General features: G+C 37.2%; 30 protein-coding genes. 17 read left to right on the top strand and 13 right to left on the bottom strand.

Translation table 11 applies throughout. From position 1 onward, the window contains the following. Positions 1-74 precede the first annotated feature (74 nt). Together G5W_RS0110645 and G5W_RS0110640 are read left to right on the top strand one after the other, a co-directional pair. Entirely contained in the window at positions 75-638 is a 564-nt protein-coding gene (locus tag G5W_RS0110645; protein ID WP_010096546.1) for a sigma-70 family RNA polymerase sigma factor, read from the top strand. Beyond that, the gene (locus tag G5W_RS0110640; RefSeq protein ID WP_010096544.1) at positions 635-1,648 is read left to right on the top strand and encodes a DUF4179 domain-containing protein; all 1,014 of its coding nucleotides are present in this window, start codon (positions 635-637) and stop codon (positions 1,646-1,648) included. The genes G5W_RS0110645 and G5W_RS0110640 overlap by 4 nt, the downstream gene beginning before the upstream one ends. Before the next feature lie 123 nt (positions 1,649-1,771). On the opposite strand, the gene G5W_RS0110635 is transcribed toward G5W_RS0110640, so the two are convergent. The 4 genes from G5W_RS0110635 to G5W_RS0110620 all read right to left on the bottom strand — a co-directional run bounded on the left by G5W_RS0110635 (position 1,772) and on the right by G5W_RS0110620 (position 6,139). After that, positions 1,772-3,268: a hypothetical protein gene (locus tag G5W_RS0110635; RefSeq protein ID WP_010096542.1), complete on the bottom strand. Its 1,497-nt coding sequence runs from the start codon at positions 3,266-3,268 to the stop codon at positions 1,772-1,774. Continuing rightward, on the bottom strand, positions 3,261-3,809 hold the full coding sequence (locus G5W_RS0110630) for an RNA polymerase sigma factor (protein ID WP_010096540.1): 549 nt from the start codon (positions 3,807-3,809) through the stop codon (positions 3,261-3,263). Before G5W_RS0110630 ends, G5W_RS0110635 begins: the two co-directional genes overlap by 8 nt. A gap of 95 nt (positions 3,810-3,904) precedes the next feature. Further along, positions 3,905-5,092: an MFS transporter gene (locus tag G5W_RS0110625; protein ID WP_010096539.1), complete on the bottom strand. Its 1,188-nt coding sequence runs from the start codon at positions 5,090-5,092 to the stop codon at positions 3,905-3,907. A gap of 12 nt (positions 5,093-5,104) precedes the next feature. Beyond that, a complete protein-coding gene (locus tag G5W_RS0110620; protein ID WP_010096538.1) occupies positions 5,105-6,139 on the bottom strand; it encodes an ArsR/SmtB family transcription factor in 1,035 nt (344 codons plus the stop codon). Positions 6,140-6,308: 169 nt separating this feature from the next. Here G5W_RS0110620 and G5W_RS0110615 point away from each other — a divergent pair, with 169 nt between their 5' ends. The 4 genes from G5W_RS0110615 to G5W_RS0110600 all read left to right on the top strand — a co-directional run bounded on the left by G5W_RS0110615 (position 6,309) and on the right by G5W_RS0110600 (position 8,673). Then, complete coding sequence (locus G5W_RS0110615; protein ID WP_010096537.1) at positions 6,309-6,653, top strand: ArsR/SmtB family transcription factor; 345 nt, start codon at positions 6,309-6,311, stop codon at positions 6,651-6,653. Between the two features lie 17 nt (positions 6,654-6,670). Continuing rightward, a complete protein-coding gene (locus tag G5W_RS0110610; RefSeq protein WP_010096535.1) occupies positions 6,671-7,957 on the top strand; it encodes an NAD(P)-binding domain-containing protein in 1,287 nt (428 codons plus the stop codon). 66 nt (positions 7,958-8,023) lie between these two features. Continuing rightward, positions 8,024-8,413 carry a GNAT family N-acetyltransferase gene (locus G5W_RS22160; protein WP_010096534.1) on the top strand — a complete coding sequence of 130 codons (390 nt, stop codon included), beginning with the start codon at positions 8,024-8,026 and terminating at the stop codon, positions 8,411-8,413. A gap of 62 nt (positions 8,414-8,475) precedes the next feature. Then, positions 8,476-8,673 carry a hypothetical protein gene (locus G5W_RS0110600; RefSeq protein ID WP_010096533.1) on the top strand — a complete coding sequence of 66 codons (198 nt, stop codon included), beginning with the start codon at positions 8,476-8,478 and terminating at the stop codon, positions 8,671-8,673. A 65-nt stretch (positions 8,674-8,738) separates the two neighbouring features. Here G5W_RS0110600 and G5W_RS0110595 read toward each other — a convergent pair whose 3' ends face one another. The 3 genes from G5W_RS0110595 to G5W_RS24865 form a co-directional block, all read right to left on the bottom strand. After that, entirely contained in the window at positions 8,739-9,218 is a 480-nt protein-coding gene (locus tag G5W_RS0110595) for a tetratricopeptide repeat protein (RefSeq protein WP_010096532.1), read from the bottom strand. A gap of 30 nt (positions 9,219-9,248) precedes the next feature. Then, entirely contained in the window at positions 9,249-9,629 is a 381-nt protein-coding gene (locus G5W_RS0110590; protein ID WP_029191092.1) for a hypothetical protein, read from the bottom strand. Positions 9,630-9,926: 297 nt separating this feature from the next. Then, positions 9,927-10,013, bottom strand: a complete 87-nt coding sequence (locus G5W_RS24865) for a putative holin-like toxin (RefSeq protein ID WP_420178372.1) — start codon at positions 10,011-10,013, stop codon at positions 9,927-9,929. Between the two features lie 518 nt (positions 10,014-10,531). On the opposite strand from G5W_RS24865, the gene G5W_RS0110580 reads away from it, so the two are divergent. Then, positions 10,532-11,284 (top strand): class I SAM-dependent methyltransferase, encoded by a 753-nt coding sequence (locus G5W_RS0110580; protein WP_010096529.1) that lies wholly within the window; start codon positions 10,532-10,534, stop codon positions 11,282-11,284. Positions 11,285-11,464: 180 nt separating this feature from the next. On the opposite strand, the gene G5W_RS24495 is transcribed toward G5W_RS0110580, so the two are convergent. From G5W_RS24495 to G5W_RS0110565, 4 genes are all read right to left on the bottom strand, one after another. After that, the gene (locus G5W_RS24495) at positions 11,465-11,632 is read right to left on the bottom strand and encodes a hypothetical protein (RefSeq protein WP_010096527.1); all 168 of its coding nucleotides are present in this window, start codon (positions 11,630-11,632) and stop codon (positions 11,465-11,467) included. 10 nt (positions 11,633-11,642) lie between these two features. Then, on the bottom strand, positions 11,643-12,485 hold the full coding sequence (locus tag G5W_RS24490; protein ID WP_010096525.1) for an AAA family ATPase: 843 nt from the start codon (positions 12,483-12,485) through the stop codon (positions 11,643-11,645). Next, positions 12,486-13,169, bottom strand: a complete 684-nt coding sequence (gene pnuC, locus G5W_RS0110570) for a nicotinamide riboside transporter PnuC (RefSeq protein WP_010096522.1) — start codon at positions 13,167-13,169, stop codon at positions 12,486-12,488. It abuts the gene before it with no gap. Positions 13,170-13,348: 179 nt separating this feature from the next. Further along, complete coding sequence (locus G5W_RS0110565) at positions 13,349-14,047, bottom strand: CAP domain-containing protein (RefSeq protein ID WP_010096520.1); 699 nt, start codon at positions 14,045-14,047, stop codon at positions 13,349-13,351. Positions 14,048-14,234: 187 nt separating this feature from the next. On the opposite strand from G5W_RS0110565, the gene G5W_RS0110560 reads away from it, so the two are divergent. From G5W_RS0110560 to G5W_RS23570, 10 genes are all read left to right on the top strand, one after another. Next, on the top strand, positions 14,235-14,909 hold the full coding sequence (locus tag G5W_RS0110560) for a response regulator transcription factor (protein ID WP_010096518.1): 675 nt from the start codon (positions 14,235-14,237) through the stop codon (positions 14,907-14,909). Further along, the gene (locus tag G5W_RS0110555; protein WP_010096516.1) at positions 14,902-16,263 is read left to right on the top strand and encodes a sensor histidine kinase; all 1,362 of its coding nucleotides are present in this window, start codon (positions 14,902-14,904) and stop codon (positions 16,261-16,263) included. Before G5W_RS0110560 ends, G5W_RS0110555 begins: the two co-directional genes overlap by 8 nt. A 230-nt stretch (positions 16,264-16,493) precedes the next feature. Then, positions 16,494-17,177, top strand: coding sequence for a zinc metallopeptidase (locus G5W_RS0110550; RefSeq protein WP_010096514.1), 684 nt, complete (start codon positions 16,494-16,496; stop codon positions 17,175-17,177). A gap of 16 nt (positions 17,178-17,193) precedes the next feature. Next, on the top strand, positions 17,194-17,619 hold the full coding sequence (locus G5W_RS0110545; RefSeq protein ID WP_010096511.1) for a DUF5392 family protein: 426 nt from the start codon (positions 17,194-17,196) through the stop codon (positions 17,617-17,619). Positions 17,620-17,647: 28 nt separating this feature from the next. Beyond that, positions 17,648-17,935, top strand: coding sequence for a hypothetical protein (locus G5W_RS0110540; RefSeq protein ID WP_010096509.1), 288 nt, complete (start codon positions 17,648-17,650; stop codon positions 17,933-17,935). A 42-nt stretch (positions 17,936-17,977) separates the two neighbouring features. Next, the gene (locus G5W_RS0110535) at positions 17,978-18,394 is read left to right on the top strand and encodes a Spx/MgsR family RNA polymerase-binding regulatory protein (RefSeq protein WP_010096508.1); all 417 of its coding nucleotides are present in this window, start codon (positions 17,978-17,980) and stop codon (positions 18,392-18,394) included. 227 nt (positions 18,395-18,621) lie between these two features. Continuing rightward, positions 18,622-19,788, top strand: coding sequence for a TraB/GumN family protein (locus G5W_RS0110530; RefSeq protein WP_010096506.1), 1,167 nt, complete (start codon positions 18,622-18,624; stop codon positions 19,786-19,788). Between the two features lie 91 nt (positions 19,789-19,879). Next, on the top strand, positions 19,880-21,127 hold the full coding sequence (locus tag G5W_RS0110525; RefSeq protein WP_010096504.1) for a hemolysin family protein: 1,248 nt from the start codon (positions 19,880-19,882) through the stop codon (positions 21,125-21,127). A gap of 1 nt (position 21,128) precedes the next feature. After that, positions 21,129-21,434 carry a TFIIB-type zinc ribbon-containing protein gene (locus G5W_RS0110520; protein WP_010096502.1) on the top strand — a complete coding sequence of 102 codons (306 nt, stop codon included), beginning with the start codon at positions 21,129-21,131 and terminating at the stop codon, positions 21,432-21,434. 109 nt (positions 21,435-21,543) lie between these two features. Beyond that, positions 21,544-21,660, top strand: a complete 117-nt coding sequence (locus tag G5W_RS23570; protein WP_010096501.1) for a DUF4023 family protein — start codon at positions 21,544-21,546, stop codon at positions 21,658-21,660. 64 nt (positions 21,661-21,724) lie between these two features. Here the strand turns inward: G5W_RS23570 and G5W_RS0110510 are convergent, their stop codons facing one another. Continuing rightward, positions 21,725-22,342 carry an NADPH-dependent FMN reductase gene (locus tag G5W_RS0110510; RefSeq protein ID WP_010096500.1) on the bottom strand — a complete coding sequence of 206 codons (618 nt, stop codon included), beginning with the start codon at positions 22,340-22,342 and terminating at the stop codon, positions 21,725-21,727. Positions 22,343-22,363: 21 nt separating this feature from the next. Further along, entirely contained in the window at positions 22,364-22,918 is a 555-nt protein-coding gene (locus tag G5W_RS0110505) for an NADPH-dependent FMN reductase (RefSeq protein WP_010096498.1), read from the bottom strand. Between the last annotated feature and the right edge of the window lie 55 nt (positions 22,919-22,973).

Here is a 22,973-nt window from a genome sequence, read left to right as displayed (position 1 = left end):
TTTGAGAGGTTTTGTTTCCGAGATTCGATATATGAAGTGAAAAAGCTTTTTCGAATTAGATAAGGAGTGCCCATATGAAGTGTAATGATACCAATTTTATTAAACGTTTAAAGCGGCAAAAAGAAGATTCGCTCGAATATGTTATTGATCAATATTCATCCCTTGTCCATGCGATATGCTATAAAGTTCTATCTAATATTAGTAATGAAGCGGTAGAGGAATGTGTTAATGATGTGTTTCTAACCGTTTGGCAGAATGCAAATCAGTTTAAGGGAGAAGCTGAGGACTTTAAAAAGTGGATTGCGATGATCACGAAATATAAAGCGATTGATCGATTTCGTCAACTTGAGAGGCTACAAGCTCGTGAACAAAGCGACGAATTTCTGACTGAACATCCAGCTCAGGAGGATGTTCAGATGCACGTATTAAAGAAAGAGGAAAGGAATACCCTTTTGCTTGCACTGAGTACATTACCAGATATTGACCGCGATATTTTTATGATGAAATATTCCCTATATTTATCTACAGCTGAAATATCAGAGGCTCTCAACCTATCCATTTCAGCTGTAGAAAATCGATTATATCGAGGGAAGAAGAAATTAGCACAATCTAAACAACTAAAGGAGAGGTTTCTATGAATCAAGAAAGAAAATGGCTTGATTTAAATATAAATGAAATTGAACCAAAACCGTTATCCACTGAACGAAAAAGCGCAATAAAAACGCATGTGTTGTCCAGAAGTAAAGTGAGGAAACGATTTAGTGTACACTATGTTGCTGTTGCAGTCCTGGGTGTTAGTGTTGTAACTGCTAGTTTTTTGACACCTGCGATTGCGAACCAATTTCCTATTATTCAAAGCATCCTATCATATTTTGAGGATGAAGCTCTGCCAGATACGTATGTAGATTTGTCCACGGTTGTGAATGAGGTTCAAACAAGTAATGGTATTGATGTAATGATTGAAAGCGCAGTGTATGATGGCACAAATGTGATAGTGACATATGCGATTCAAACTGAAGAGGAGCTAGGAGAAAATCCTCGATCCAATGGCTATCTACAAGTGGAACAAGCAAACGGTATCGGTGGTTCAGGTTCCATTAAAAAAGTTAATGAAACGACGTATGTCGGCATTGAAAAGGTGACACCTCACTTTAAAGGGGATAGCCCAGAAGAAATCCTCATTCAATGGCAACCAAGATCATTTATTAATACCCATACGGATAAACAATTTGATGGCAGTTGGAGTTTTGAATTTACACTAGCGCAACTATCAACAGATGTTCAACTATTGAATCAAACAATGGAACAGAACGGTATAAAATTAGTCATAAAGTCACTAGAACATTCCGAGATGGCGGCTGTATTAGAATACGAATTTTATGTAGATCAATCTATTCTACAAGCATGGAAATTTGTTTCGGTTGAAATGATGGAGGTCAAAGATAATCTCGGGAATGTTTATGAGGTTGATGGGAATGGTGGAATTAGCTATGACGACGGAGCTATGAGCGAGTCGCGAGCGACCATTTATTCACTAGACCCAAATGCTACGTCTTTGACATTAACACCTCAAGTTTACTACTCAAAAGAATCAGGAGGGGCACTTGAAATCGTAAAAATGGCACCAATGACAATTCATTTGGATTAGTTATATAGGAAAAGGAGGAATTCTTAAGTTAATAAGGATTACCTCCTTTCATTCGTGTTGAGCCCAATTTTTTACTTGTCTCCTACTAAAAAGGACCTAGAGAATCAACCCTAAGTCCCCCTTTTAATCCTGTTTTGAAATCTCGGCATTCCATTCGAATTCTTCACCTATCGATAGATTGCTAATGCTTATCGTAACGTGTTCCTTATTCTCTATAAATTTCCTCGTTAAACCAAAGGTAAATTCGTTAGATTCTCCACTATCACTCATCGAGTGGAAGTGATAATCTTCTGCTTCTTCCCCGTTGTTATCTACTGCGTTCAGTGAGTTAGGAAATCCCCATCCAGCAGATTCTGGGAAGAAACTATAAAAATTAATTTGTGTCGGTAGATCAGTCGCTATTTTATTTGTTGAAATAGTAACCGTTACCCCTTGATTGTCAAAGTGAATACTTCGTAATAGGATATTGGTATTACCTAGCTCAGCAATTGGTTCATTAATCGTCTTACTCTGTTCAATGACATTTTCTGAACCTTCTTTATGGTAATCCGATAAATCGATAGGTATATCAATAGTTTTTTCTTTTTCCAACATAGATAAATAATCAATATCAATAGAGACATTTTCATGTGCCAATTCTGGTAAATCTAATATAAATTCTCCATCATAAAGTACAGTAAGCCTATCAGTAAGGTAAATCTCCTCTCCGTTGTCTAAAGTAATTGTGCCGTGAAGCGTTTCAACTTCCTGACCTAGATCAGAATCCACAACACCAAATAGATATCCTGTATCAGCACTCTTATCAAACCTCTTGAATGAAATGTAGGAGTGTAGTGTTTGGAATGACTCATTCAAAGCCCTACTAGTTATGGTTTCATCCCCATATGCTACTGGTAATTCTATATTACTTAATGATACTTCTTCATGATGTGCGTCGATAGAAAATGATGCTGTTAGTTGGTCTGCTTCTGCTAATAGCTTCTCGTCTTCTAGGGTTATAGTAGCTACTCGATAGAGCTTGTTATTGAACGAATCATGAAATACAATCCCACTCCATGGACTAGGGGAGTCTGTTTTAAGTTTTATGTTGGTTCCGTCTTTCTCGAGTAACACGAAATCATCGATGCTCCCGGTTTGGTGGTTTTTCTCCACAAAATCATCTGTTAATAAGTCCATACTATAAAATAAATAAATTTTATCTTCATGGAACCAGGCTTTATCAATATACAACCTAACTTCGTCGTTTAATGAATGTTTTTGATTTATGTCTATTACTTGATTTCGTTCCCTAGCTATCTTTAATCCAGGAATAATGGCGTCATAAAAATAATCAACATCATGTAGGCTATCTGCCTCTTTCCAGAGTGACCAATCTGTTTTCTCTTCAGAATCCGATTCGTTATCATCACTCGAAATAAAGGGAATATTCCCCAAGAGAAACTGTGTACCCACAACGAATAACCCGATAATTAAGGCTGCTGTTAAAGATTTTGGAAGCCAATAGAAATTCCTTCCTTTTGAAGTTTGAATATTTCTATAAAAACGCTCATGATCTTCCTTTGTGTGATAACTCTCTATCCCTAGGTAATCATCGAAATCTTTTTTAGTTAATTTACTCATCGAAAAATTCCCCCTTTAATCCCGATTTCAATTTCTCTTTCGCACGCATAATTCGAGTCTTAATGGTAGAGGGATTAACCTTTAGAAGTTCACTAATTTCCTGGATACTGAATTCCTGATAGTATTGTAGAATAAGTACTTCTCTATATTTTATTGGGAGGTTCAAAATGGCCTCTATAACCATTTTCTTTTGCTCATCTACTAAAATACTTTGTTCAGGACTATCGGTATGTGATTGTTCCTTCCATTGATCTTTCCATGTAATGAAGCGATGGATCGGTGATCGTAAGTAATCTTTACACTTGTTAGCGGTCACTTGATATAACCAGTTCTTGAAGGAAGCCCTTCCTTGATAAGTATCTATTTTTCGATATACGACTAGCATTACCTCTTGAAAAATATCATCAGCTTGAGCCTGGTTTTTGGTATACGTAAAAATAAAACGTTTCAAACTTTCCCCGTATTCTTCCATAATCCATTCAATCGCGGTCTCTCTATCGTTTGATTGAATGGAGGGAGGAATTTCTACTTTTTGTTCCATATGGATAACCCCTTTTCTCTCTCTAAAAACAATCGATTGTAATACTTAAGACGAATGAAACAATAAAAAGTCCCAAAATAATAAAAGAAAATAATTTATCCCTTATATTCAAAATTCCTATTACGTAGAAATACATAACCCAAAGTAGCACTAACACATATCACACAGCCAATAATAATATAGAGCACACGAATGCTAATAAAAGTCGTCGTTAACGTAGCGAACAGTATGCCCAAGGGCATCATGGTTCGCATAATTAATAAGCGTACCGAAGTCACTTTTCCCATTACATGGTTCGGGATCAGAATTTGAATCAATGTGACATAATGAATGTTGAAAATAGCAATGACGATTCCGGCGATTATCTCTGTGACAACACCTAGCGAATACCAAGGTGTAAATCCTAGTGAAAGATATGTGCATCCACCAATCATTAGTGAAGTAAAGAGTATACCTAATCCATCTGGGTTTTCCAGGCGTTGTTTTATGAATGCACCAATTAAGTATCCGAGTGGAAAACCAGCCATGAAGATTCCATACGCTGAATAAGGCTGCTCCAAAATAGTGGTGATAAAAGGAATGGTTGTAACGATAGTAACGCCAACTCCAAATTGAACAAATCCCAAAAATACACCTAGCAAGACAATTATTCGTTGCGCAAAAAAATAGTGAAGCCCTTCCTGGAATTCCGTTATCCACTTTTTTCTTACTTTATTTTGTTGGTAGTTTTCTTGAATTATTACTAGAAGTCCTGCACTAACAGCGAATGCAATAGTAATCAATAAAAGCACCCATTCGATTGCAAAATAATCAACAAATAATCCGGATAACAAGGGTCCGGTAATGACCATTACTTGTCTTATGCTATCTAAGGAGGCATTCGCTCTCGTAAGATCCTCATTATTCAGTATGGTTGGAAGAATCGCTTGATTAGCAGGGGTGAAAATCGGCATGATTAAACCAACGATAATTTGAATGATATAAATCAGAGCGATGGTGTAAGCGTCTAAGATTAGGGACATCAATAGAACGATGGCCAATAGCATTCGGATTATTTGGCAGTGAATCATAATCTTTTTTCTACTCCAACGATCAACATATGGTCCGATAAAAAGCTGCATAAAAAATGAGGGAAAATAATACATAAGCCAGATAGACCCGAGGGCACTGGCTGATCCGGTGAGTTCATAGATGACGATGGAGTTGCATGCTGTAAATAATGCCCCACCCAACTCAGATGTGGTACTGCTGAGTAAAACCGACCGGTAACTGGGATTTTTCATCACTAAACACCCCTACTTTTCTAAATACATGTCCAATTCTTCGCCTAAAATGTTTAATGTGTTCTTCTTTAGTGCGTACTTTGAATCTATAATTTCTACTAATTTTGCGGAGCGAAGGATCTTGAGGTGATGATGAATGGTCGATTTCCCCATTTCTAGTTGGGTCGTGATGTCATGTAGGGTTCTTTCCCCTTCAAAGAGTAGCTTTACAATTCTGAGCCGTACTTCATCTCCCAGAGCTTTATATTTTAAAACTAAGAAATGATTCGGAGTAAATCTGTCTGTAGGTGTAATGCTTTCGTTTGCAACAGGATAGTAAAAAACTTTGGTATCCTCGATATCTGCCTCAATATTCCAAGGACGATAGATGTATTGTGGAATAAGTAAGACCTTTGTAACTTGAGGTTCAGGAATGTAAGTTACTCCTCCGGTTGCCCATTCCACCAGTTTTTCTGGGTCCATTTTTATTGCCATTTGCTTTTTGGTTTCATAGTCGGTCTGTAAAATGGCATGAAGTTTATCGTGCTGCTCGTGGATAACCTCTTCATACCAAGCCTCCATTACTTGGGTAAGATGATTTTTTAATTGGTCTCCATCCACTGTGTATATGTAATCGATATAGCTCGGAAAGAAGGAGTTATCAGCAATTAATTTCTTCAGATTCTCCACAGCAGTCTGTTCGCCAGAAGCGGCAGCTTTTCTTAAACCTTGAGATTGGCTGCTGACGAATGGTAAACAAATATACTTTAAGTCCTCTTCCGAAAGGTTCATGATGTAAGATGTAAATGCTGAGAGTTCTTTCACGTGATGACGATGTAGGAGTTGAAGTAATGCTTTCCATGTATTGTTTCGCTCTACATCGTGTAACAGTTCCAACGTAATTGTTGATAAGGAGTTGGGCCAAAAATCTAGCGGTTTTTCTAAACTATCTAGCATTGTCTTGTTGGTAAAAGCAGCAATTCCTAGTGCTGCCTCCCATAATAAGGAATATTCGAATTGAACCTGATAGGTTTGTCTTTTCCTACTTGTTAGATTAATAACTTCCATAATCTCACCTCTCCATTTTGATAGTAACATAAATTCAATACTTATTGAATGTTAAATTCTAAAAATATAGAACTTATTAATTTCCAGGTGGTGTGGATTGTATATCAAAAAAACTTGATGTATACTTTAAATATCAAAAATGTTTGATGTATTGAAAGGGGTAACCGAGATGGGGGCTATTGAATTACAAATCATTTTCAAGGACTATGAAAAAACATTTAAAGCTCTTGCGGATGAGAAGCGATTAAAGTTACTTCATCTATTGGCTGATTCAAAGGAAGAATCTATCTGTGTATGCGATTTGGAGGAAGCGATGGGCATGGCACAATCCAAACTATCGTATCACTTGAAGATATTGATGCAGGCAGATCTTATTCAACGAGAAAAAAAGGGAACTTGGCATTATTATTCCATCAATAATGAAGTGATGAACAAGATACTTTCTGAGGAGCTTTGTTGTTTATTTAGAAGACCAGACAATAAAGGCACTGTTAACATGAACTGTGGTTGCTAATAAAAGGGGGAATCAAGATGGAGAAATTACCAATAGTTGTTATTGGTGCAGGTCCAGTCGGGCTTGCTGCTGCAGCACATCTATATGAAAAGGAAGAAGAATTCTTAGTACTAGAAAGGGGTCAAAAGGCAGGGGCAAATATATTGAAATGGGGACATGTTCAAGTGTTCTCACCATGGAAATTTAACATGGATTCTGTAGCTAGAAAATTATTGCTTGCAAATGGTTGGGCAGAACCTGCAGCAGAAGAACTTCCTACTGGATATGAGATTGTAGAAGAATACATAGAACCATTATCAAAGCTTCCGCAATTCAAACAAAAAATTCTCTATCGAACGGAAGTTATAGCGGTTACTAGGAAGAATAAAGATAAAATGAATTCTTCCTTGCGAGAAGAAAGTCCGTTTATTATTTATGTACAATCAGGAGGAGTAACAAAGAATATAGAAGCGAAGGCAATTATCGATGCTAGTGGAACATGGCATAATCCTAATCCACCGTTTGCAGATGGGGTATGGCGTGATAAAGAGCTGAAGCAACAACTGATTACCGCGATTCCGAATGTAAAGGCAGAACCAGATAAATTTAAGAATAAACATATTGCTGTCATTGGTAGTGGGCATTCAGCTTTAAACACGTTAATTGATCTAGCTCATTTAAAGGAACAATACCCTGATACAAAGATTTCTTGGATTGTTCGGAAACAAGAAGTTCAGGAGGCATTTGGTGGAGAAGCGAGTGATTCTTTGTCGGCAAGAGGTGAATTAGGAACGAAAACACACCAATTAGTAGACAATAGGATGTTTGAAGTGTACGCCAGTTTTTATATAGAAGATATCCTAAAGGGTAGTAACGGTTTGCGTGTCTTATCTACAGATGGTAGGGAAGTAAACCAAATAGATGAGATGGTGGTCAATACAGGGGCGAGACCAGACTTCTCCTTCCTAAGTGAGCTGCGCTTAGATGTAGACTATGCGGTAGAAAGTACACCGAAACTTGCACCATTAATTGATCCTAACCTTCATAGCTGTGGCACCGTAAGGCCTCATGGAGAAGAGGAGCTACGCCATCCAGAGCCTAATTTTTACATTGCTGGGGTGAAAAGCTATGGCCGTGCACCTACTTTCTTGATGACCACAGGTTATGAGCAAGTTCGTTCCATTGTAGCGTATCTCACAGGGGATTTAGAAGCTGCTAAGCAAGTACAATTAAAACTTCCTGAAACAGGTGTATGTAAGGTGAATTCTGTTCCAAAACAGTTTCAAATTATAACCGGTAATAATGAGGGAAACTGTGGGTGTTAGTAGTGATAAAATAATGAACATAATCATATCACAATTCGTTCTTTGGAGCATGAAGATGGGGAAGTGGTGCTTGGAATCTATGGACAAGGTATTGAAACAAAAAATGGAACGGTTGAAGTTCAAGCACCAACATGGCATGTTTGGGATAAGCAACATGTGAAGCATAGTCGGTTCGTTGCAAGTGAAAGTGGGAAGATAGTTGGTTGGGGTGCTTTATCACCATATTCAAGGCGTGCAGTTTATCTGGGTGTTGTGGAGCTTAGTAACTATATTGATCCTGACTATGCTGGGCAAGGTGTAGGATCAAAGTTAATGAATAGTATAGTTACATCAGTACAGAAAAATGGATGTTGGCTGCTGCAGTCTAGTATTTTCCCTGAGAACGTGGCTAGTATTGCCTTGCATAATAAGTTTGGTTTTCGTGAAGTTGGTTATCGGGAAAAAAATCACAATTAAATGGGGTCTGGAGGGATGTCCTTCTTTTTGAGAAAAGATTATAAATTGCCGGAGGAATGATTATGATACTTAATCGTGGTGGGGCACTAAGTAAAGAATACTTTGTAGCTTATATGACTTTAATTATGAATACGAGAGATTGTCCAGTGAGCGAAGCCAAGGAGATTGCTTTTAAGCGTTTGTTTAGAAGTAATACTGAGACATTAGGGAGCCAAAGCTATGAAAAGTTTCTTCTAGCATATGAAGGAATGGATATATAAGGAAAACTAACAAATGGGAACTGGATATTTTCCAGTTCCTTGTGTGCGTGGTAAGAATACAGGATCTACCAAATTTGGTCAAGCTTATCCGAATAATACCGAATAGCTCTCTCGTAATCTCTAATGCTATTATCGGCAGTAGTTTCTATCAAACAATTTAACAGTAATTCCATTGCCTGATCGTGCTGTTTTAAATTATATAGAGTCATGGAGAAGAATGCCTTTATCGCCTGGTTATTTGGGAATAACTTCAATCCTTTTTCAAAGATTCGTTTAGAATTTTCATAATCGCCTATTGTACGATAAGTACTCCCCAATCCCACTATTGCACCTTCCAAGGATTTACCGTTTAAACCTAATTCAATTGCTCTTTCGTAGTAAGGAACAGCCTTCGCTTCTTCTCCTAACACATCAAAGCTCCAAGCACATTGATAGTGGTACTCGGGGTTGTGAGGATGTTCTTTTGTTAATTCTATCAATAGGGAGTTAGACTCTTTTAACTTTTTCTTCTTTCTTAATACAAGTGCATATTCTAATTTATCCATAAATATTCAACTACTTTCTTAAACGTTAATCTAATTCTCCATCTCAATATACTCTCGAATTAACTTCCACTTTCCGTTCTCAATAGCCCAGACATACATAATTTTAGCGTAATGAGGTTGTCCAGATATCATACTTGTTTCTGTGCCGAAGATTAAATAATTCTCCTCCGAATTACGTTTGGTGGTGGAGATGATTTCATAATCTTTATTTGTATTCTCATCATATTGATTTAACACAGTGGTAATATCATAATGATAGTCATATATTTCAGGTTTCGCTATTCCAGAAAAAGCCCAATATCCTGTGAAATCCTTTGACATGAATTCTTTGATGTTAGTGGGGTCTTTTGTTTTAAAACCTTGATTCCAAGCTTTGTAATAGTCACCAAGAACTTCCTCAAAATTCTTCATCACATACTTCCTCTCCATAACTATTATAAATAATAATCAAATTATAGCATAAATATTCGGAATATTACTTCGGGGTGTCGAGGAGGATGTCATGAAGGTTTAAAACGGTTGTGGACATTAGGAGGAGTGCTAGGTATAATGGTAGCTAAATCAGCATAAGATGAACCGAGGATGCTTTCGACATCCCCGGCTCGCATGGTTAGAAGTTCAGGTGTGGAATTCCCTCTGAACATCTTACAATTAAAATGAACAAAAGAACCCTCACCTAATTAGTGATTAGCCGTCACGGGTGGGGGTTCACTTTTTGTTAATCTTGTCGTCAATTAACCGCCTAATGAACTCCAGCAATGTGATCAAAAATGAACCCGCTGCGATCAGTAACATCAATATCGATATCACAAAATCCAAAGGCATCCCCCCTTTCACCAAAATGGTTCCAGAGGGAAGTGAAAATCCCACCCTAACGACTCACCATGCATATTTATATTGTAGCTTATATTAGTGCAGTGGTAATCGTCCGATAGTCATAGGTGTTACATGGTGACATGTACCTATCAATCAGAATTTAATTTGTTTTCTATAGAATTTAGCTTCTCCTCCAGTCGGTCAAGTTGATGTTTACGCTTCTTCGACGAAAGGATGAAAGTAACAATTAGAATAATGATTAAAACGATGAATACGAGAAAAAATAATTGGAAAAGCATATCTCCAATATGGAAACCGCTTAAAGAAGCTAATAATATCCAGTCTATGATAATCCCTCCTAACTAGTATCTACCGTGATTTTAATATAAATTTAAGGTCTCAAATTGCGAATGATGTATTAATATTTAATTTTTCTTAATTATACATCTTTGGTAGAATGTTAGAAAGTAATATCAAGTAAAACTAGGGGGAACAGAATGGAAAAGGTAGAAATGCTTCATATAAACAAGCAAGGCTGGGAAAAATCTGCGAAACGCTTTTTCGGTAGAACTGCTTTACCTGAACTAGGACCGCTTGCACCAACAGAGTCGGAGTTAAACCTGTTTGGTGAAATCTCAAATAAAAAGGTACTTGATATTGGGTGTGGTAGCGGACATTCCTTGAACTATATGGGAGAGAATGGAGCGGCAGAGCTCTGGGGAATAGATTTGACAACGAAACAAATCGAAACAGCGAGAGAATTACTTCAAGACCAAGAGGCAATAGTAAAACTATTCGAGACCCCAATGGAAGAAGATCCAGGATTACCGAAGAATTATTTTGACATCGCCTATTCCATTTATGCCCTTGGATGGACCGTAGATCTTGAAAAGACACTATCCAATATCCATCGTTACTTAAAGCCAGGAGGAATTTTTGTCTTTAGTTGGGAACACCCAATGCATGACCGAGTGAAACGGATAGAAGATAGTTTTATAGTAGACAAGTCATACTTAGAGGAAGGTCCAGAATTTAATGAGGCATGGAAGAATGAGGTTATCATTTATCACCGTAAATTATCTACATATATCAATACATTGATTCAAGTTGGTTTTGAAATTGAGAAGGTGATAGACGATGTCGTACTACCCGATGTTGTCCCAGAGGGGAATGACCTTAGATGGTATTCCGTTGAAAAAGCCAAGTTAATTCCGGCAACGTTTATCATAAAAGTTAGGAAGAAAGGTTAATTTGTGCCCCCTACCTGGAATTGGTAGGGGGTACTTAATGGGGATTAGTCTTTTCTAAATAAACCAGTCCATAAAGCTGAGGTCCCGAAGACGTCAGCCTCTCTAACTTTATCATGCATCTTACGGATTTCTACATCAACTAGGTTTCTAAAGATTATAAGGAGCTTTTCTTCTGATCAATTAATCTAATAATTTATTAATTAAAGGAATTACTTTCTGTAAACGTTCCTGATAGTTTCCCTTAATGGAAATATAGCTTATCTGCTGCTCTGCTAATAGCTGTTTAAGCCTATCATTATTCTTCTTTCTGATACTAATCTTACCAAATACTCTTGTACCGTCATCCACCCATTCCACATCAGGTTCTAGGAATAGCCATAGGTCCGAACTGTTGCAGCTTTGCTACTCCATCAAGTATAGGCTGTCTAATCCTCTCATAGGCGATGGAAAAGTTTTGAGTAACCAAGGCCTCTGTATCTACAAATAAAATCTTACGAGCGAGATTCAATTGCTTCTTTATCTCTAGATGGTGTTCAAATGCAATTTCTGCAAAATCACTTTTCATGGTTTCATAGGTTCCGAGTCGATCATAAAAGCTACGTCCAACCTCCTGAACACATGTTGTATTGTAAAGGCTAGCGAGGTTTTTTACGAGTGTAGACTTACCAGTGCTTCCTGTTCCCACGATTGCAACCTTTTTAACGAAGTAAGGTTTGACAATGTTTGGTAGGAAGTCCCAATGCTTCATGACACCTTCTGTACGAATTTTGGTTGCGGAAATAGGAAACGCTAGGCGATCTTTATCTAACAAAATATGCTCAGCATTCGGGTATAGTTTATGGAAATAGTCTTCGTAAGCCACCTCTGATGAAAAGACCGTATCAATTTCTTTTCCAATCACATCTTTAATCGCTTTTGCTCCATATTCCCAATCTGAGAAGTGCCCGGTTTGTTTTTCTTGAATAGCGTGCACATGGACATGTGACATTTCCTTGGTAAGCTGCTTCCACCAACGTAACCGCACCTTATAAGGAATTGGGAGGATTTGAGCGCCCTTGAAAAACACTTCTCGCTCATAAGCTTCATCGTACGAAACAATAAAATGAAGTTCTTTCACCATTGTACTAGCTTGAATCATGGCATGGACATGGCCCATGTGGATAGGAACAAATTTCCCTCCATACATTCCTACTTCACGCATTTATACCGCTCCTTGCTTTTTGCTCATTCGAATCCAGTTTATATAACCATAAACGCTATTAAACAGAAATGCAGTCCACATGACTAGAAGCGTATAATCATTTCCACCAGTATCTACTAAAGTGATATACCATAGAATAATAGATAATACGTTTACGATAATCCACATGATCCACTGTTCAGCAAAACGTTTCAGCATTAGAATCTGAGCAGCAATGGAAAATACATTGGTTGCGGAATCAAGACCGACACTTCTCCCACCAATGAGTTCTAAAAATATGGCGTATAACACTGTAGCTAGTGCAATAGCGGCTAATGTAAACGTCCAAGCTTTAGCGTTCATTCGCTTAACAATAACTTCTTCCCCAATCGTACTTTGTTTTGTTTTATTTCGATTCCATAAATAAATACCAATAAATTGCACAGGAAAATAGAATAATCCATTTAGCATTGCTTCCCCATATAACCCGTATGTAAAGGAAATATAAGCATATGTGCCAGTCTGAATTATCCCGAAGTAGTAGTTACTAATCTTTCCTTTGGCAACTAGGACGACACAGAGCATACCGGTTAAGGAACTAATTAAACCTAATAGGGTGTCATCCCAAGCGAAGAATAACCAAATATTTATCCCTGCAAAAACGAGTAACCAAATACGTTCGAACCAAGTCCATTCCTTTAGCATGATTTTCCATCCCCCTTTTTCCTAATGAGATTTTAGCATAGGGGGAAGTGATGTACTATAACATTTTGAAATATTTATTACTACAGGCTAGTAGTCTTAACTGAGTGAAATATCAATCTCAAATTGATAATTATTCTAACTTAATATAAAAAGGGTGTCACCGTGACACCCTATAATCCTTATTTTCTAATAAACATCTGAGTCCAATGCTGTCCATCTGGGTCATAACCGACTCCAATATGTGTAAAGTCTGGATTCAAGATATTGGCACGATGCCCTTCACTGTTCATCCATGCTTGTACGACTTCATCTGGTGTTCGTTGACCTTGTGCAATGTTCTCACCTGCTGATTGATAGGTAATTCCGAAATCACGCATCATATCGAATGGTGACCCATAGGTCGGACTAGTGTGGGAGAAGTAGCCGTTACGTTGCATATCATTCGACTTTTCCCGAGCTACATTGCTAAGAGCATTATCCACTTCCAGTAACGATAACCCAGCCTGTTGTCTTTCCTTATTGGTGAGAGTTACTACATCACTCTCAAAATTACTTAAAGCGTAGTTCCCGTTCTTGGCTTGCTGGGTATTCTGCTTGTTGGCTACATTATTTGTATTTGGTGCTTTATTCTCCGGTGTTGCTTGCTGTCCTTCAGGAGCTTTGCGGAATTCGTATTTTGCATCCTGAGTCTTAATAGGCTGTGTCTCTGGATAATCATTACTAGATTGGTCGGTACTTAGACTAGAAATGTTACCATCATTATTCGTTTGGTTGTTATTGTTATTGCCATTATCATTATTGGCATTATCATTATTACATGCCGAAAGCAAGATGGTGATTAGAAACACGGTAATGAAACTGATGAGAATTTTTTTCATATTATCACTCCTTTTATTATGGTTGCTTATAGTATTAGTCGTATTTGGGAAAATATTGATGCAAATTGTAAAAATATTGCTTTTGTGTTCTGAAGGAAATAGAAGCGTCTACCGAGTTTTTCTAATTTTACTGTTCGGGATTCCTAGGCTAAACTAAACATAGAATAATAATGGGAAGTGAACTTGTATGAACAAAATTTTAGTTGTGGATGATGATGCACATATTCGAAAATTAATTCGTTTATATCTAGAAAATAGTAACTATAGTGTAGTCGAAGCGGAAGATGGCCAGGAGGCTTTAACGATACTGGAGAAAGAGACGGTCGCACTTGCTATCGTCGATGTGATGATGCCTAATATAGATGGCTACGAGCTTACGGAGGATATTCGCTCCTTCTTAGACATTCCAATATTAATGGTGACAGCTAAAGGGGAATCTCAAGATAAAGTTAGAGGATTCCGTGCTGGAACCGATGATTACTTAGTGAAGCCATTCGATCCAGTAGAACTGGTTCTTCGTGTAGAAGCATTGTTGAAACGATATAATATTGGTGCAGAGAATCAGGTGAAAATTGGATCTATCCTAATTGATAAGGACAGTTTAACCGTTCAATCTGATGATAAGAGTGTAGCCTTGAAAAGGAAGGAATGTGAGTTACTGTTTGTACTAGCAAGCTCACCAGGGAAAATCTTCACACGTAATCAGTTAATCGAAAAAATTTGGGGATATGATTACGAAGGAGACGAGCGTACGGTGGATGTTCATATCAAGCGGCTGCGAGAACAACTAGAACATTTTGAAGAGATTTCGATTTCAACTGTCAGAGGGCTTGGATATCGTTTGGAGGCTAGTCATGATTAAGAGTCTCTACCTGAAAATAGTTGGTACCTTCATCGGGGTCGTTATCGTCAGTATTGTACTGTCATATGCTTTAACACCCTATTCCATTAAACAAGAGGAAATCTTTAAAGAGGAATTATCGAAAATATCTATTGGATTAGCTGAAATCATTCAAATAGCCGGTCCAGATAGTATCCCGTTATTAATGGACGAATTTGATGATATCCATTTTGATGTGTTAATTACAGATGGCCGCACGGTCTTTTATAAAAAGGAAAGCAATAAGAGATTCCCAATCCAGCGTGAAGACATAGAGGAGATTTTAAGTCATTCTTTTGATGATCCTGTTGTGCTTGTAGATGAGGATAACCAATCTGCCAGGATTATAGGTGTTCCAATCCATGTTTCCGGTCAGCAATATGCACTCATCACTAGAATCGATTATGAGGACGAATTTGAAGACCTGCAACAGGGTGTATTTGTTTCTTTATTATTGGTTTTGTTAATTGGAAGTATTTTAATCTTTTTTGCCTCCACTTACTTAGTTAAACCAATTAGAAGGCTAACTCAAGCATCACGGAAAATCGCCAAGGGTGATTTCTCTGTTCGGGTGGAAAAGAAGAATAGAAAGAATCAGGATGAGGTTGGGGAATTAATCGATAGCTTCAACCATATGACTGCAGAATTAGAGAAGATAGATACGATGCGTGCGGACTTTGTAAGTAATGTATCCCATGAGATTCAATCACCCTTAACATCTATTAAAGGATTTACAAAAGCAATTATGGATGATGTAGTACCGAAAGAGGATCAGAAGGAATACCTACAAATTATTTATCAGGAAATTGAACGAATGTCCCGATTGAGTGAAAATTTACTACGGATGGCATCACTTGACTCTGAACATCATCCATACCACCCAACCTCTTATCGATTGGATGAACAAATTCGTAACTCTGTATTGACAACGGAACCACTGTGGAGTAAGAAGAACATCGACATTCGCTTGGAAATTGAACCGGTAGAGATATTTGCAGACAAAGATTTGATGGAGCAGGTTTGGTTGAATTTGATTACAAACAGTATTCGGTACTCGGATGAAGATGGGGTTGTTGAAGTAACCATCGAAATAGTGAGCAATAAAATTAAAGTGAAGGTGAAAGATAATGGGATTGGTATACCAAAAGAAGCGATGCCTAATATTTTTGGTAGGTTCTATAAAGTGGATCGCTCCCGTAATCGGTCGGTAGAAGGAAACGGCTTAGGTCTATCAATCGTAAAAAAAATCTTGCGTATGCATAAATTTAGTATCGAGGTGGAGAGTGAAGAAGGGGTTGGCTCTACATTCACTGTTAATATACCGATTGGCCAATAGTACTAAGACTATGAGCATTTTTTGCTCATGGTCTTTTTTAGTTCATATTCAGTTCATATTTATTCTTTATACTATGACTATACCCAGAAATATAAAGTTTTTTATGAATTTGTGCAACAAAACACAAAGTTATTTCGTATATATCTATGAAAGAACCAAAATTTGGTTTAAATCTGGGATGATAATGGCAAGTCTATTGATAGCAAGATAGACATCTAGGAGGATACGATATGCTCTTTCATCCAATGGATATTTTAATTATTATGGCATTCTTTCTTGCGATGTGGGCTCAGACAAGAGTGCAAGGGAATTTCCGCAAAGGTTCTAAAGTAAGGGCTTCCTCAGGGATGACAGGATTAGAAGTTGCAAGGAAAATTCTAGATAGTGAAGGTCTTTCGGATGTAAGAATTGAATTGTCTAGAAGAGGAGCTTTATCCGATCATTATGATCCAACCGCTAGAGTAATACGACTATCTGAACCTGTATATCGAGGTAGTTCTATTGCATCCTTAGCAGTAGCTGCCCACGAAGTAGGTCATGCGATTCAACATGCTAATCGCTACTCGATGTTAGTTCTACGTCATAAGTTTGTGCCGGTAGCTAATATCGGATCACAACTATCACCATTTTTGCTTATTGGAGGTTTTTTACTCGATTGGGCAAATTTGATTGGTCTAGGTATTATACTTTTTTCAGCGGCAGTTCTTTTTCAATTAATCACATTACCAGTAGAATTCGATGCTTCTAAGAGAGCGAGAAATAAACTGCTACAACTTGGTTTAATATCGAATCAAGAGGAAAGAGGCGTTGGAAAAGTACTAAATGCTGCAGCATTGACTTATGTTGCTAGCACGTTGATTGCGTTACTAGAGCTTATTAAATATATTTTGATATTTAGAGAAAGAGAAAACTAAGAAGAGGTGGATTAAGATGAATTTACCCATGACAGATATGCCGAGTTTTGTAAGAAAAGAAGTTGATAAGTTAAATGAAACCATCTCACCTTTTATTAAAAAGGTTTCTAAATATTCCTTTTGGTCCTTTCCATTAATTGCATTCTCGCTAATTAATCTGTTCTTCTCATTGATTGTAATGCCAGAAACAGGAACCACTGTTTCCTTGATCATATATGCAGTAATGGGGGCAACTGGGTTTACTTTATCCAAGGAAGCAAAATACCAACGTAAAGAAATAGTAAAGGTTAGTGAGGCATTTATAATCAAGCGCATTAAGAAGAGTACTGTTGTGGAAGATTTTATAAAGGATCGCTATATCCAACAAGTAAAACAACAGCCAGTGTTTGCGATAAATCATTTTATTCGATTTTTAGAAGAAGAAAATAGAGTGATGGATTAATAAGCTTTACAAGACCTGGAGGGATTTCGTGGAAGTACTAGCGAAGCAGGAATATGTCAAGGTGGAAAGAAGAGTAAATAGCATTGAGCAAGTGGATATAGAGCATAAACGTTTACTCGTACTTTATTCTGATAAGATTGTCAGTAAGCACCGGGAATTCCATATAAGAGATATATTGGATATGTCATATAGGGAAATAGGAAGTGAAGGAGGAGGACTCCTTTACTTACATACCATTCGTGGTGTTTATTCTTATACTGTGAAATCTTCTCCAAAACAATTTATTGAAATCTTTAAGCAGTATGTAAGTAGGTAATACGCTATAGTTTTCAAATTTAGTAGAAATGGGGAATGGTACATGACTGTAATGATTTATGGTGCTGCATGTTCATCAACTAGAAAAGCAAAAGAATGGTTTAAGAAAAATAATATAGACTATATTGAAAGAAATATATTAAGGGAGCCATTGACTGTTAAGGAGCTACAGCAAATCCTGAGTAGAACAGTCGAGGGCACAGAAGAGATTATTTCCACAAGATCGAAAGTATATAAGGAAATGAATGTCGATATTGATTCACTTCCACTTCAGGGATTACTTGAATTGATTCATAAGCATCCTAGACTTTTAAGAAGTCCTATCATGTTGGATGAAAAACGTCTACAGGTTGGCTTTCATATAGATGATATAAGACAGTTCTTACCTAGGAAAACAAGAGAAAGACAATGGTTACAATGGCGAATGAATTATCTTCCTATGACGGAGATACTAAAATAATATGGGTATCACATTGGAAAAGGCGTAACCTTTGTTATAAAGGCTACGTTTTTTTCAAAGTAGGAAAGAAATCCCACATGGATATAATTGGGTAAAAATGAATAATAGCTAAACGGGATAAGCCTGAACTTATTCACTTATGACAATGGATTATCAAAAATATTCAATTTTATTCCAAACTAGTTTATTATTAATCTTATATAGTTATGAATAAAGGAAGGTATTCTATGACGGATGAAAATATATCGCGTTTAGAGATAAACGGGAAAGAAATTATTTTAATTGGTACAGCACATGTATCGAAAACAAGTGCTGAGCAAGTAAAGGAAGTTATAGCAGCAGAAAATCCCGACTCCGTCTGTGTGGAGTTAGATGAGCAGCGTTATAAATCCATCACAGAGGGGAGTAAGTGGAAGGAAACAGATATATTTCAAGTTATTAAAGATAAGAAGGCTACATTATTACTCATGAACCTTGCTATATCCTCTTTTCAAAAACGAATGGCTAGTCAATTTGGTATTAATCCAGGACAGGAAATGATCCAAGGGATTGAATCGGCTAAAGAAATTGGTGCAGACCTTGTTTTAGCAGACCGAAATATCCAGGTAACCTTTTCCCGTATTTGGCGCGGGATAGGTTTAAAAGGAAAATTTATGCTGTTAACGCAAGTGATTGCCAGTATCTTTACGAATGAAACGATCAGTGAAGATGAGTTGGAGAAAATGAAATCCCAAGATATGATTGATTCCATGCTTGATGAATTCACAGAAAGCTTTCCTAGGCTGAAAAAACCTTTAATAGATGAGCGCGACCAATACTTGGCACAAAAGATAAAGGAAGCTCCAGGAGAAAAGGTTGTAGCAGTATTAGGTGCTGCCCATGTGCCGGGAATTAAGGAGCAGATTAAAAGCGATCATGACCTAGAGCAGTTGACTAAGCTCCCACCAAAATCAAAAATCCCTAAAATTATTGGTTGGACTATTCCTATATTTATTATTGCGCTTATCGTAACTACTTTCATAACAAATCAAGAAGCTGGAATAGCACAAGTTATTAGCTGGATCTTATGGAATGGTTCCTTGTCAGCGTTAGGGACGTTGCTTGCATTTGGACATCCACTTGCAGTCTTAACAGCCTTTATAGCGGCACCAATAACTTCATTAGAACCTTTTCTTGCGGCAGGTTGGTTCGCAGGATTCGTGCAAGCGTATTTTAAAAGACCGAGTGTTCAAGACTTTGAAAGTCTATCGACCGATGTTCATTCTTTCAAAGGATTCTGGAACAACAAGGTTACTCGTGTATTATTAGTAGTCATATTTGCTAACCTTGGTAGTTCATTAGGAACCTTTGTAGGTGGAGCAGATGTAATTCGATTATTTATTGAGCATTTTTAAGGCGTAACAGTTGTATCATAAGTTCTAAATATTTTCCTATAAAAGTAACCATTATATAAAGGAATTGTAAATTTTAAGGGGGAACTTTCTTGTGATCATTGCGATCATCATATTATTGTTTGTATCATTCTTTTTCTCTGGTAGTGAAACTGCCCTTACTGCAGCAAATAAGATGAAGCTACAAACAAAAGCAAATCAGAATGATAAAAAGTCAGAAAAATTATTGGAATTAGTGTCCAAGCCAAGTGAGTTTATTACTACTATTCTAATAGGAAACAATATAGCTAATATTATGTTGCCGACACTAGTAACAATGGTTGCGCTCGATTATGGTATAAATGTTGCTTTGGCTTCCGGGATATTAACTGTGACCATTATTGTCTTATCAGAGGTCATACCAAAATCGGTAGCAGCTGCATTTCCAGATAGAATAGCATATATTGTCTATCCAATAATTCGATTTTTTACCATATTATTTAAGCCACTAACTTGGTTATTAAATGGGCTAACTGGATTAATTATCAAGCTCTTAGCAAGAGATGATGCAGAGAATGTTTCGATATCCAAAGAAGACCTAAGGGCAATGGTAGACATTGCCGATACGGAAGGTACGTTTAAACAAGAGGAGTCTTACCGTATTAAGGGAGTACTTGAATTTCAAGATTTAAATGTGAAGGACGTCATGAAAACTCCTCGTATCGATATTGTTGCCGTACCTCATGATGCAACATATGAAGAGGTTAGAGATATCGTTATCCAGAATCAATATACGAGATATCCTGTTTATGAAGGGGATATTGATAATATAGTGGGGGTTTTTCACTCTAAATATTTATTAACATGGTCCATTGAACCTGAGAAGCGATTAGAAGAATATTGTGACATGAATCCAATGGTGTTCTTTGAATTCCACTCCATTGAAATGGTGTTCCGTCAGATGACAAAGGATCGGAAACACTTAGCAATTGTACTAGATGAATATGGCGGAACGGAAGGTGTCCTAACACATGAGGACATCATTGAGGCTATGATTGGGTTAGAGATTGAGGATGAGATGGATTTAGAAAGTGAGAAATTAGTGGAAAGACTAACAGACACAGAAATCGTCTGTGACGGTAAAATAACACTTCATCGGCTGAATTCTATTTTTAATACGGATATCCCCGAGGAAGAGGATGTACTATCAGGTTACTTGTTGACAGAGCTTAATCATTTTCCAAAACAGGGCGACGTGTTCGCGAAAGATAACCTTGTCTTTAAGATACTCGAAGTAGATGGAAGAACTTTAAAGCAAGTTCACATCATAAAAGAAGATTTAATGGAAGTAGAGGAGGCTTAATATGAATTGTCCAATTTGTGATGATGTAAAAATGAGGGAAGTTCAAAAGGGAGAAGTTCTTATTGATATTTGTCCAAGCTGTAAAGGTGTATGGTTAGACAGAGGAGAATTAGAAAAGATAACAGCAGGACTAAAAGAAGATCGTAAGTATTATGAAGAAACGTTTGATTCTTATGAGAGGGGACACCGTGAGCATCCTTCTTATAAAAAGGAATATCCGAATGCACAGTCATATGATCCAAGATATTATGGGTATAAGAAAAAGAAGAAGAAAACAATGTTTGATTTATTTGATGATTTATTTTAATAAGAAGGCCCTTGTTATTGAGTTAACAAGGGCCTTCTCTAATAAGCTTCCGTATAACCAAACCCTATTAGGGTAAAACTAATACAAAGTGTTATAAGGAGGAATTTCGTTGGAGGATACGTCTAGTTTTGTAGCAAAATTTAATGAGCGGAAGCAAAAGGATGAACAAATTAGAAGAAGGCAGCGTGGTGGAAACAGGGCTAATTTACCTAGTAAACGTCACTAGAAAAAATCCTTCTCTCCAAAAAAATGGTATCTGATTATGAAAACCAGATACCATTTTTTGTTTTTTATCGTAAAGCTTTAAAAGCTCTACCCCATGTAATAACCTGATCTAACATAGTGTTAGCATTATCAGCATGGTAGTCAGCAGGCTTGAATACAGAGAAGTTTTCAAAATCAGCCATTAGTGAGAACGTAACAGCAGTACGAACGTCTGCAACTTGAAGCTCACCTAGGATAAGTCGTAGGTTTTCATGAGCACGTGTACCACCTAGGCTACCGTATCCAACGAAACCAGCAGCTTTGTTGTTCACTTCTGGGTTTAAGTAATCTAGTGCGTTTTTCAAAGCACCACCAACAGTGTGGTTGTATTCTGGTGTAACAAAGATATAAGCATCAAATGAAGCCATTTTTTCAGACCAAGCTTTTGCAGCAGCTTGTGCTTCTTCTGTTTGAGATGCTTTAGAACCTAACATAGCTAAATCATAGTTAGCTAAGTCTACTAGTTCATAATCAACATTTTCATCATTTCGGTTAGAAGCAAAATTTAACGTCCATTCTGCAACAGCAGCACCATTGCGTCCTTCGCGAACACTACCTTGTACAATCGCAACTCTTAACGTTTCAGCCATCGTTTCTACCTCTTTCTTTTTTGATTTTCCAAATAATTTATCTAAGAATCCCATTTATCATTGACCTCAATTCTATTAGCGAACTGTTTTTAATACACGGCTCCATGCGATAACTTGGTCTAACATCGTGTTAGCATTATCAGCATGGTAGTCAGCTGGTTTGAATACAGAGAAGTTTTCAAAGTCAGCCATTAGAGAGAATGTAACAGCAGTACGAACGTCAGCTACTTGAAGCTCACCTAAGATAAGGCGTAGGTTTTCATGAGCACGAGTACCACCTAGGCTACCATATCCAACGAAACCAGCAGCTTTGTTGTTCACTTCAGGATTTAAGTAATCTAGTGCATTTTTCAATGCTCCACCTATTGCATGGTTGTATTCAGGAGTTACAAAGATGTAACCATCATAAGAAGCCATTTTTTCAGACCAAGCTTTTGCTGCGCCTTGAGCTTCTTCTGTTTGAGATGCTTTTGAACCTAACATAGCTAGATCGTAGTTAGCAAGATCTACTAGTTCATATTCAACACCTTCATCATTACGATTTTTTGCGAAGTTAAGCATCCAATTAGCTACTGCTTCTCCATTACGTCCTTCGCGAACACTACCAAGTACAATACCGATTTTTAACATCATTTTTTCCTCCTCTAAATTGCTTTTATCGTTTGAATTAAGAGTAAACAACGAA

Origin of the sequence: Ornithinibacillus scapharcae TW25, assembly GCF_000190475.1 — a bacterium.
In the GTDB taxonomy this organism is placed as follows: Bacteria; Bacillota; Bacilli; order Bacillales; family Amphibacillaceae; genus Ornithinibacillus; species Ornithinibacillus scapharcae.
This window is presented reverse-complemented; position numbering and strand designations above follow the sequence as displayed.